This window comes from Microbulbifer sp., assembly GCF_036563125.1.
Lineage (GTDB): Bacteria > Pseudomonadota > Gammaproteobacteria > Pseudomonadales > Cellvibrionaceae > Microbulbifer.
Genome location: NZ_DATCMV010000049.1, coordinates 1 through 11134, shown reverse-complemented (window position 1 = coordinate 11134; position 11134 = coordinate 1). Strand labels below are relative to the sequence as shown.

General features: G+C 61.5%; 9 protein-coding genes. 1 reads left to right on the top strand and 8 read right to left on the bottom strand.

The genetic code is table 11. From position 1 onward, the window contains the following. On the top strand, positions 1-200 hold a 200-nt coding region (locus tag VIL80_RS03760), incomplete at its 5' end, for a hypothetical protein (protein WP_332034824.1). Here the strand turns inward: VIL80_RS03760 and VIL80_RS03755 are convergent. From VIL80_RS03755 to VIL80_RS03720, 8 genes are all read right to left on the bottom strand, one after another. Continuing rightward, the gene (locus tag VIL80_RS03755) at positions 166-447 is read right to left on the bottom strand and encodes a hypothetical protein (RefSeq protein WP_332034823.1); all 282 of its coding nucleotides are present in this window, start codon (positions 445-447) and stop codon (positions 166-168) included. The two genes, VIL80_RS03760 and VIL80_RS03755, sit on opposite strands and share 35 nt — an antisense overlap. Positions 448-450: 3 nt before the next feature. Continuing rightward, positions 451-1089 (bottom strand): tetratricopeptide repeat protein, encoded by a 639-nt coding sequence (locus VIL80_RS03750; RefSeq protein WP_332034822.1) that lies wholly within the window; start codon positions 1087-1089, stop codon positions 451-453. 1 nt (position 1090) lies between these two features. Next, entirely contained in the window at positions 1091-4000 is a 2910-nt protein-coding gene (locus VIL80_RS03745) for a tetratricopeptide repeat protein (protein WP_332034821.1), read from the bottom strand. Next, positions 3997-6132 (bottom strand): ATP-binding protein, encoded by a 2136-nt coding sequence (locus VIL80_RS03740; protein ID WP_332034820.1) that lies wholly within the window; start codon positions 6130-6132, stop codon positions 3997-3999. The genes VIL80_RS03745 and VIL80_RS03740 overlap by 4 nt, the downstream gene beginning before the upstream one ends. A gap of 13 nt (positions 6133-6145) precedes the next feature. Next, positions 6146-6676 (bottom strand): AraC family transcriptional regulator, encoded by a 531-nt coding sequence (locus tag VIL80_RS03735; RefSeq protein ID WP_332034819.1) that lies wholly within the window; start codon positions 6674-6676, stop codon positions 6146-6148. A gap of 79 nt (positions 6677-6755) precedes the next feature. After that, positions 6756-7751, bottom strand: coding sequence for an FAD:protein FMN transferase (locus VIL80_RS03730; RefSeq protein WP_332034818.1), 996 nt, complete (start codon positions 7749-7751; stop codon positions 6756-6758). 18 nt (positions 7752-7769) lie between these two features. After that, the gene (locus tag VIL80_RS03725; protein WP_332034817.1) at positions 7770-9341 is read right to left on the bottom strand and encodes a hypothetical protein; all 1572 of its coding nucleotides are present in this window, start codon (positions 9339-9341) and stop codon (positions 7770-7772) included. A 34-nt stretch (positions 9342-9375) separates the two neighbouring features. Continuing rightward, positions 9376-11134, bottom strand: a 1759-nt coding sequence (locus VIL80_RS03720; protein WP_332034816.1) for a LamG domain-containing protein, incomplete at its 5' end; no start/stop codon positions are given.

The window sequence follows — 11134 nt, the reverse complement described above, 5'->3', positions numbered from 1 at the left end:
GAGTACCGGGTATGGCTTTTCAAAACCGCTGTGAATACATCCATGTACGCTGCGTCGGCGACGTCCCTGTCGCCGACGCTTTTGAAAAGCCATACCCGGCACTCGGCCTTAAATTTGTATTTTTGTACTTCGTTAGCTTTGCCTTGGTGGCTTTGGTTCGCCTAATTATTTATTGCTCTGGTTTTCCTGCACCAACTTGATTTCCCGCTTCAGTTCAGAATATTCCTGATGCTGGAAACTGTGGTCGATGGCGGTGTGGATTGTGCTCTCGATTTTTTCCAGGCTGGTGGCCTGCTTCCACGGGATGATGTACAGCACCTTGGGCTGTTCCTGGCTGCCCACAATGGTGGACTCCAGTGTAATCACCTCACCGCCCTCCTCCTGGGCAAAAGCGGAAAACGAAACGGCCAGCAGTGATAGTGCAAAAAGATGAATCAATTTCTGCATGACTTACATTCTCCGCTCCAGATCCACAATCCAGCCCGCCAGCACTTTGTCCTCCGCCTGCTCAAGCGCGCGCGCTTCGCGGTAGTGATGCAAAGCCTGTTCCGGTTTATGCAGGTAGAGATCAAACAGAATACCCAGATTGCGGTGGGCCATGGCGAAATCGGGCCAGTGCGTCAGTGCACTTTCATACGCCACACGGGCGTCTTCAAACTTGCCCTGGTCGCGCAGTAAAACCCCGAGAGAATTCCACGCATACACATTCTTGTCATTCGCAGCGACCGCCTGACGCAGGCTCGTTTCCGCCTGTTCCGATTGCTCCAGTTTCAGCTGCACCTTCGACAGATTCAGCCAGGCACCGGAAAGGTTCGGCCACTGGGCGACTACCTGTTGCAGCTCGGTCTCTGCCGCCTGGTACTGTTGCTGGCCGAAAAAATCCCGTGCACGCGCGATCGCCTGCTGCGCATCCGCCGGCACATTGGCGGGCTCCGCGAGATAGGGGTTCGGGCTGACGACGCGCTGGCCATTTTCATCCAGCACCGGCTCGGCGCCATCGGCGATGTCCGGTTGGGTTGGACTACTGCTACAGGCGGCCAACAGTGCGGCGAGCGTCGCGACAACAGCGAAGCGATACAAATTTTTCATATCAGTAGGCCTCATCGCTCCACTCCACGGTCGACTCCGGTTTGCGGTAGCGCGCCGGCAGCAGGTTTTCCAGGGATGAGAAGCTGTTCTTCACCCATTTGTCGTACACCCCATCCGCGGTGCGCTGGATATTTGCCTCGTGCAGTTCAATGGCCTTCTCCTCAAACGGGAACGCCTGTTCTTCCAGCAGAATTTCGTACTGTTCCAGTTCCAGCGGGCTCAGGCCGTTGGGTCGCTGGGAGTCCATCAGGTCGCGGCTCAACTGGCGGTAGACCTCTGCCAGGCGGAAGTTGGCGGCGGTGGTAAATTCCGCGATGCCGAACCCCAGCACTTTCTTGTAGTCCGCTACCGTGGTCTCCATCGCCTGTTTCTTGTTTTTCAGGCTCTGTTTCAGCGGCAGTGTCAGCGCCAGGCGCTCAAACTGCGCGTAACTCTGTTCCGCCAGTTCGCTCTGGGCGAAGGCGGCGAGATAGCGGCCGCGGGGTTCGGAAACTCTGTTGCCGGAAAGGCTCTTCAACCACAGGTTGCGCTCGTTCTGATTGCCGGCTTTTGTGTACAGCGACACCAGCTGGTACTGGGCTTCCAGATTCTGCAGTGCCGGTTCCTGCCACTGGCGGGTGTACTGGCGATAGGCATCGATCGCTCTGGCGGTATTGCCGGCCTGCTCGAACTGCTCGGCTGCCAGATACAGGGAGCTGCGGCGCACCTCCGGGTCGGAATCGTTGTTGGCCAGCGCCATCAGCTCGCCGGCGGCGGCTTCCGGCATATCCATGCCCTGGTATATAGCCACCGCTTTGGCGGCGAGGGATGGGGTCAGTTTGTGATCCGGATAGTACTGGCGGAAATCTGCCACTTCGGCCCGTGCCTCGGGCCAGCGCTGCAGTCGCACCAGCTGGGTGATGGCATCGTACTGGGCGGTAGCGGCGATGGCGGAGCGGCCGCTCTGGCGCACGCGCAGCAACAGCGCGATGGCTTCTTCGGTGGGCGCGACAAATTCCAGGCTGTCGCTGGTGAGCTGCACCTGCTTGAGGATCAGCTCCGCCTGTTTGTAGATAGAGGACTGCAAGCGGTCGCGGGTGTTCAGGTATTCGGGATCCGTGGATGCCATGCCTGCCAGCAGCTGGGTGTAGGCGTTTTCCGCCGCGGGGAAATTGTCGATTTCGAAATAGCTGTGGCCGAGCAGCAGCAGGATACTGCGGCGCTGTGCCGCATTCGGTGCCGGCTGCCACGCCGCGGCTTTTTCCGCAGCGGCAATGGTTTCCTGGTGGCGGTACTGTTCAAACAGGTTGTGTGCCGCATCCAGCTGCACTGCCAGTGCGCGATGGTCCTGGGGCCAGGTGTCGGCAAAGCGCAGGCTGGTCTCGGTTTTCATGTCCAGCCAGTAGTTCACCCGCTCGGGGTTTTGCTCGCGCTTGTGCACCTCGCCCGCCATCAGGATGGCGGCGTAGCCGGCTTCGGTGGCGCGTGCGGGCGCGATACCTTTCTCGGCGGTGTAACCCCAGGCCACCCTGCGGTAGGCATTGAACGCCTGCGCATACTCACCGGCGTCGTTCAGGCTCTCTGCCATCAGGAACGTGAGCTCGGGGGCTTGTTCATCAGCCGGGAAGGTCTCGACGAATTCACCGTAAAGTGCCGCCGCGGCGAGAAATGCCTCGCGGGATTCCCGCAGTGCTTTGTCGGCAACCCGTGCATTGTTGCGCGCGCCGCGGGCTTCTTTTGCCAGCGCCTGGGCGCGGGCGTGGTCGAAGCGCGCCAGCTCTTCGAGCCAGGGCTTCAGCTGTACCTTGAGCAGGTCGCGCTGACTGTCTTTGGCATTCTGCCAGTACTCGCTGCGGATGCCGTAGCGGGTAACGTATTCGCGCTTGGCTGGAATTACTTCGCTGGGGAAATTGCCCTGCTGCAGGATTTCCACCGCGCGCACGTGCATGTGCGGTGCCTCGTCGCTCTGCGGGTAGCGCGCCACATAGGTGAGGAAGGTCTGTGCACCGTCGCGATAACGCTCGCTCTCCGCGTACCAGTCACCGAGGCCGTGATACAGCAGGTGCTGATATGCACGCGGGCCTTTGTCCGGATTGAACGACTCGATGACTTCGGCACCGCCCAGGTAGTTGTATCCGAGCGCCAACACCCGCAGGGTGTCGTTGGCCAGGCGTCGCTCGCCCTGCTCGAGTTTTCCGAGCAGGCGCCGGCGCGGTTCGTTTTCCGCCAGCAGGTCGTCCATCAGGGTGAGGAAGGATTCGTTGGCCTCGCGATAGCGCGCGTCCTTGAACTGGCTCCAGCCCAGCATGTAGCGGGCGTTGCGCGCGAAGGGTGTGTCGCCCTCTGCCAGCACCGCGGCGAAATCCCGCTCCGCTGCGCGATACTGTTTGCGGCCGAACGCGGCCTCACCGCGGCGGAACAGGGCCTCGGCGATAAACGGGGAGTCCGGCGCGGTATCGACAATGTTTTCCAGCGCGGCGAGGGAGCCGCTGGTATTGCCGTCCAGCGCGCGTGCCCGCGCCAGGCGGTAGGCCAGGTAGTCGTCGTCCGCCGAGGTCTGCAGCAGCGCCTCGTAGTGGCGCACGGCTTCGCCATAGGCGACGGCCATGGCGGGGTTGTCGGACTGCAGTTGCTCCAGGCGCTCCATTTCCAGGTCGGCGAGTCGCAACTGGATCTGGCGGCGGGTTTTCGGATCGCTGTTGGCGGCGAGCGCCTTTTCGTAACTGCCGATCAGTTCTGGCAGTTCCACCTGTGGCATGGTCACCAGCGGCTCTTTGGGCAGCGGGCTGGCGGGTAGCTCTGCGAGAGTGGTGCCCGGGTGGAATTTACCGGTTCCGGGATTGAAGATGCCGGAGCAGCCGCCCAGTGTGGTGCTGGCACAGATGGCCAGTGCGAGCAATGTGTGCCGCTGACGGAGATGGGCAGACTTCACAATGTCACCTCGGTCGCGATCTCGGACTCGGTTTCGGCGCTGTCATCGGTATCGGCAACGGGCTCGGTTACATCCTTTGCCGTGGCGTCCTGGCTGTCTGAATCGGCGGGCGGCGATTCGGTGGTGGCCGGCTCTATCTCCGGCGGCAGGTCGTACATGCCCTGCATCGCGGCGTCCTGGATGCGCGCAATGGCGAGACGGGTGTGGGCCATGTACTGCTCAACGCGCTCTGTCGCCTGCACCAGTGCCGCGCGCATATCGTCGCGGATCTGCGTTTCGATCGCGACGCTGGCACGTTCAATGGTGTTGCGCTGTTGCGCCAGGCGCAGGCCGGCGTCGTCCACGCTGCCCGCGAGCAGGTTAAGTTGTGGCGCTTCGGCGGCGATACGCGCGACCTTGCGCTGGCGCCGCGCCGCTTCGCTCAGTTGCTGTTCCAGTGCTGCGATAGCCTTGCGCTTTTGCCACAGGTTGTCGTGGTACTGCTCGGACGCCTGCCATTGCAGAATGCCGCGGGCGCGGGCCAGTGTCTGCTGCTGGTAATTGCCGGTTTTGCCGGCCTCGCGTAGGCGCGCATGGAGCGCTTCCGCATCCCGCAGCGTCTGCAGATATTCCGCTTCCTCACCACCGGCGGTGGCGAGCATGGCGAGCCCATCCTGTTCCGCTTCGATACGCGCGAGAGAGGCCTGCAGTTTTGCCAGGTCCTGTTCGGCGAACTGCACCTGTTGATCGTATTGCGCACTGTCGTGCTGGCGCACGATGTCGACGCGGCGCTGTTCGCGCTCCTCGAGCAAGGTGTGGAATTCCGGCAGTCGTTGCTGCCACTGTTCCAGCACCCGATTCAGGTGGCGCAGGTCGCGCAGCTCCGCGAGTTGCAGTTGCAGGCGGTCGCTCTGCATCATCTGCAGCAGGTATTTCTGGTTTATGCGGATAAGTGCCGGCGTGGTGGCATCTTCCAGCCAGCCGTAGCGGCGCAGGTCGATATCCGCCTCCGCGTTGATCTCGGCAAACTGCAGGTGCGCGGTGGCGCTGTGCAGGTTGTGCAGATCTTCCAGCGCCTGATCGTATTTGCGCTCGGCGTTCTGGTACGCGCGCAGTGCCAGTTTGGGGCGGCGCAGTTGCTCGTAACTGAAGGGCAGTGCCAGCAGTGCTTCCTGCACCTGCGGCGACAGCGGGTTTTCGCGGATCAGGTAGCCGAGCGCATCGACCGCCTGCTGGTGGTTGCCGCCGTTGACCGAGGTCCAGCCGAGGCCGAGCAGCGCGTCTGCGGACCAGGGCGTGTCCAGTCGCACACCGCGGAATTCCTCCGCCGCTGCGTTCAGGTCGCCACCGAGGGCCATGGCGTAGCCGGCCCCGATTTTCGCCTTGTCGCGCAGGATGCGCAGTTCTTCTTCCGCCTCGGCAGACATATCGGGCCTGCTCAGGGCCTGCTCCACAAGCAGCGCGGCGCGGCGATAGTCCTGGGCGGCGATATCAAACTGTTGCGCGCGCGCCAGTGCGGCCGCCAGATTGTTGTGCCCAAGGGCTCTTTCTGCCACCGGCAGATCGGCCATGTTCAGCAGTTGCCGCGCCTGTTGCAGGTCGCCATTGCGAATGGCGAGATTGAGCGTAAGGGTGGTCTTGTGCATTGCGCCGGATTTCTCCAGCTGCAGTGCGGCGGTGTCCCAGTTCTGGTGGCGGTAGTTGAGTTCCGCCAGCTTCAGCCAGGCAATTTCCCGGTAGCGGGAGAGACGTTTCTGGTCACCTTCGCCATCGGCTTTCCGCAGTTGCTTCTCGAACAATTCCGCGGCCTGGTGCTCGAGACCGAAGGCGAGACTGATACCACCGCGGATCAGGTCGGCATTATCCGCGTGATGCTGAATACCCCCGCGCAGGTCTGACACCATCAGGGTACTCAGCGCTTCAAAGCTGTTGCCCTGGAAGTAGTGATACAGCGCGCTGCCATAGCGCATGTCCTGCGCCTGCTGGAATTTCTGCGCAGGTGATCCGTCTTTATGGCTCTCGCTCTGTTCCGCAGGCTGCACTTCGGCCGCGTTATCCGCATAAACCGACGGCGTCGCCATCAGGGCGGCGGCAATGGCCAGTGCCAGCGGCGACCGGAACAGGGATTTTCTGGTGGAGGCGGGGAACAGCATGGCGGCGTCCGACTCAGGGCGCCGGCCATTCGATCACTTCGAATTCCGGCTGCTGCTTGCCGCCGGAATCGGAAATGCGCAGTTCGATCACCGCGGGCTCGTCGGTTTTTTTCAATTCGATGGTGGCGGCGCGCTTGAACTCGCGTTGTTCTGGGCCGATGCCGGTAAAGTATGCGGTGATGTTGTGATCACCGGATTTCAGGTTGCCCTTGAACAGCGGCTGGATACCGCCCCGGACCAGGGCCTGCTTCTGGTGTTCGGTATACAGGTGGGTTTCCACCAGTTTGTTGTCGATATGCAGTTTGACGGAGTCCAGGTCAAAAAAATGGCCGACGTCCATGGAAACGTAAACCGCTACCTGGCTCTGCGCCGGGAACAGCAGGTCTTCTTCCAGTACCAGCAGATCCCGGTTCAGTTTCAATACGTCCTGCTTCAGGTTTTCCAGGTTATCCGCGGCAAAATCCCCCTCCTGTGCAGACACAGTTACCGCGCAGGTAAGGGAAAGAGAGGCGAGGATTGTGCTGAGTGAGCGCAGGGAAAACATGGTAAAGCCTGAAATTCGATTGTCGTAAAGCCACGGGATTATGGCACGGTTCCGCAATTTGGGTGTGACCCAATTTGCATTATTTTTCCAAACCACTACTGAAAAACATCCGGTGATTGGCATCGATAACAATTGCCTCAAAATTGTGCATTTGTTCGATCAGGGCCAGTCCTTTCTCCTTGCCGAGTACGAAAACACTGGTGGAAAGCGGATCAGTATCGAAGCCCTGGGGGCCGATAATACTCACACTGATCAGCTTGTCCTGGTCGCTGCCCGTATCACCTGCATCGGTATCTGTTGGCTTGCCCGTTGCCGGGTTGAAGATATGGTGTACCCGGTGATCATCGTCGTCGATGAAAAAACGTTCATAGTCGCCGGAGGTGGATATCGCGGTATTTTCCAGCGGAATCACCGCGGCATTTTTGCTTCTGTCACGCGGGTGGCGAATACCGATCAGCCATGGCTTGCCGCGTTTGTCGCCCAGCAGGCGCGCATCGCCGCCGGCGCTGACACTGGCATTCTGCACCCCGAAGCGTTGCAGAATGCCGATTGCGCGATCCACTGAATAACCCTTGGCGATACCGCCCAGGTCAATTTTTGTGCGCGGATCTTTGAACGCGAGGTTGAGCTGTTCCCGATCCAGTGCAATGTGTCGGTAATTGACTGCCGGCAGCAGGCTTTCCGTGGTTTTGATATCCGCGCTCTCGCCCTTGCGAAAATCGTACAGGCTGCCGAGGGTGGCGAAGGTAATATCAAACGCGCCGCCGGTCCTGTCGCTGTAGTACAGCGACTTCTGGATAATATCCGCCAGTTCCTGCGAAATTTTGACCGCACCCTTGCCCGCCTCGCGATTGACCCGGGAGAGCTCACTGTCTTCTTTATAGGGCGATAGCGCGGTATCGATGCGGCGGAACTCGTCCATCACCGCGCGCTTGATTTCATCTGCCCTGCTGTCGTCGTCGACCCAGAACTGCAGGTGCACCTCGGTGCCCATGATTGCCTGTTTGTCGTAGTGCCAGTCGGCGTGACTTGAACCGGTCGCAAACAGCGCGGCAATGAAAAGGAATATTCGCACCGGGTACATCGCTCTCTGTTATCGAATCGGCGCAAACGCCGTCAGGCTGTCCATCAGGCTGGCGTTGCCGAGGCCATGGTTGGGGAACAGGCTGGCAAAACTGCCCTGCTCCCCGTGCAGCGCCATGTAATTAAGCACCACTGTCTGCACCAGCTGGTTGACGTTGTTGGCCGCGGGGCTGCCTGCGGTTTCCACATCGCCGGACGGGCGCATGTAGCCCAGCTGCTGGTGTCGCGCCTGTTCATCCGCGGTGCCGCCGAGCAGCTGTGGGCGGCCGGCGGGGTTGTACACCAGGAAATAGGAGGCGGCGGTCTGCTGGTTGTCGCCGGTCCATACGCCTTTGCCGCGTCCCTGTGCGGAATCGTCCACCATGCCGTTACTGAATACCGAACCGTCGCTGAAGACATAAATCATCAGCGGTTGGCCGACGCGTGCGGCGTATTCCAGGCAGGCGCCGATACAGCGGCCCGCGCGCAGATCGCGGATTTCGCCGGTGGCGCGGTCGCCGGTGTGGTAGTCGTAACCGCCCATGGTGATGGTGCCGGCACCGGCGTAGCCATTGACCACGAGCTTCATGGTGGAGGCGGTTTTCTGGAATTCGCGATCGCCGAAAAATTCATCGGAAGAAAAAATTCCACCGGGGCCGACAATATCCGGGTCCAGCGCCGGGTCCAGCGCGCTCGGGTTACCGAAGCGGTCGGCGAGATCGGCGCTCTTCATGTAGCCGCACTTCACCAGGTCCTTGATCACCGCGTCGTTACTGACCCGGGTGTTGACCTTGCCGAGCTTGGCGTTGGAGATGCGGTACATGGATTCCATCACCGCAACGGTATCTTGCTGGCTGAGCAGGCCAACCAGATCGCCAACATCCACCAGGCCGGTTACATCCGAGGGGCGATCGATTTTGGTCGGGCGCACTTCCGGGTTTATGAGGTCCATGGGCGCCATGGAGTTGCCGCCGGATTCACTGGTCTGGGAACCGATCAATGCAAGTAGCGAGCCATTGGCGCCGGCGCGGTTGATGCCGTACATGGGATTGTGCGGATTGTTGCCGGTGTCGTTTTCCGAGCGCGCCGGGATCACCGCGCCGTTGATGGCGCCGGCGGTGCCGGCAGCGACTTTTTCCAGGATGCCGCGCAGCATCTGGCTGTCGCTGTGGAAAGCGAGGCCGAGGTCGGTATTGATAAAGGAGTTGCCGGCGGCGTCGGTAACTGACGGTGCCATATCGCCGGGCAGGCCCTGTTTGCTGTAGCCGGAAGTGCTTAGGAAATCGAGCTGGCCACCCTGCTTGCCCACCAGCACGTTGGAGCCGGCAATATTGGCACCGCCGGCGAGGTCAAAGCAGATAAACGGGATTTTGCCGGCGCCGTTGGCGCTGACCCCGCAGAGGGTGCGCATGGCTTCGAGATCCGAAGACAGCGCGGCGTGGGCCATGCGCGGGTTGGCAAACAGGCTGAAAACCGAACCACCCAGCACGGTGGCCATGCCGGCGCGGAAGCCCTGGCCGAGAAAGTCCCGACGGCTCACCGGGCGGTGGTGGTCCGGGTGGCGCAGTGGCTGGTCCAGTTCGAAATGTTTTTTCTTGCTCATTGCTTCAGTTCCGGGGGAGCCTTGGCGCCGGTTATCAGTGAATCAAAATCATTGCGCTGCCCATGGCCGCGGCGCAGGTGGCCTTGACCGTGGTCGGCGTGCGATCGGCGCTGCAGCCGCTGCCGCAGGTGGTCATGGTGTCGATCAGGCCATTCAGCTCGGCGCGCACGGTGCTTTCATCGGGCGCGGTTGCCAGCTGCGCGGTGTGCCCGCCCATGGCCGCGGGCCAGGTGATCGGCCGGCCGAGGAGATTTTCCAGCAGCGGGTCGATGATCTGCGCGCGCTTGGCGTCGCTATCAAATGCACTCGCTGCACCCGCGCTGAAATCGAACCCGGGGAAATAGGCCGCGCGCTTGGTGGTGTCATCCACCAGGGTGCTGCAGTATTTCACCGCGAGCTGGGTGATGCCCATTTGCTGTGCCGCGAGGAAACCGCGCACATCGGCCTCCACCGGCAGCTGCTGTTTGACCTTTTCCCAAGTGTCCATCACCGCCGGGTGCGCGCTGGAGATTCCGGTGGCGGAAGACAGCGCCGCGTGGATCTGCTCGAAACGGCGGATACCGATACGTGGTTGCGGGGTGAGGTCTGCGGGGGCGGCTGGCAGTGCCGGGGTGGCTTCCACGCGCACAAATTCCTCATTGCCGAGGCGCTCGAAGGTGAGGAAAAACTCGTCCGAGGTCGGGCCTTTTTCCAGGGAAATGATGGTGCCGAGCGGCGACAGTTTCTGTCCGCTCGCCGGATCGTACTGGTTGGCGGTGACAGTGGTATCGAGGTTGGCCCAGGCCTGGCCCACCACGGCCTCGCGGCCGTTGATGCCGATGCGCATACCCTGGATCACCACACCGTCCGGAGTCACGCCGTCTTCCAGGGTGATGAATTTCGGTGCGCTGAACAGGTAGCCGTGGTTGTCGTACTGCTGCACCTCGAACATCACGTAGCCCTGGGGCACGTCGGTCTGCGCTTCCACCTTGAACAGCAGCAGGTATTTCTCGCCCACACCGGCTTCGTAGTTGGTGAGGATGTCGTCCTGGTTAAGCGCGCGGGAGTGAATCGCCAGCAGGCGGATAGAGCCCGCCCAGGCAAATTCGTTGGAGGCTTCACTGCCGAGCACCAGTGCGAAGGTGTCGTCCCAGGTGGACAGCAGCCCCGGCGCCACCGGGTCCGCATCGCCGGTGAATTCACCGTTCACATACAGGCGGCGGCCATTGATCGGGTCGAACGTCGCCACTACGTGTTGCAGTGTTGCCTGCACCCGCTCGGCCATATCGTCGGTAATCAGCGCGGGCAAACCGTCGGCGTTGGTGCTGGCGTCGTTGCGGTTCTGGAAGGTGTAGTTGTACATCGCCTGGCCGAGGGTGAAATTGCGGATGCTGTTGCCACCGGAGTAGCTGACGATCCGCGCCGGGCCTTCCTGCACCACATTGGCCGGAGCCACCCAGGCCTCGATGGAGAATTCCCCGGTGCCGCTCAGGGTGTCGAACAGGCGCTTGCTGGTGGCGGTGGCCGCCTGGGCCTTGCCGCCGTTCAGCTGGATGCCCCAGGAGCCGAGCCACTCCACATCGCCGGACAGGTTAAGGTCGATGGCCGGGTTGATACCGGAGGTGTCATAGGCGGTGGTGCCGCTGCCGGTTTTGAATTCGTACAGTGCGATGGCGTTGTTCTCGATGCGCCCGCCGCCGCTGGCGACGACACCATCGGTGAGGAACAGCGCTTTACTGGTTACCCACGCCGGATCTACCTCGGTAACCGCGATGCCGTTGACAAAATTGCGGATCGCCGCCGCCATGGTGTCG

Coding starts and splice junctions, on each gene's coding strand:
- VIL80_RS03755 (WP_332034823.1), bottom strand. CDS start 447: ATGCAGAAATTGATTCATCTTTTTGCACTATCACTGCTGGCCGTTTCG.
- VIL80_RS03750 (WP_332034822.1), bottom strand. CDS start 1,089: ATGAAAAATTTGTATCGCTTCGCTGTTGTCGCGACGCTCGCCGCACTG.
- VIL80_RS03740 (WP_332034820.1), bottom strand. CDS start 6,132: ATGCTGTTCCCCGCCTCCACCAGAAAATCCCTGTTCCGGTCGCCGCTG.
- VIL80_RS03735 (WP_332034819.1), bottom strand. CDS start 6,676: ATGTTTTCCCTGCGCTCACTCAGCACAATCCTCGCCTCTCTTTCCCTT.
- VIL80_RS03725 (WP_332034817.1), bottom strand. CDS start 9,341: ATGAGCAAGAAAAAACATTTCGAACTGGACCAGCCACTGCGCCACCCG.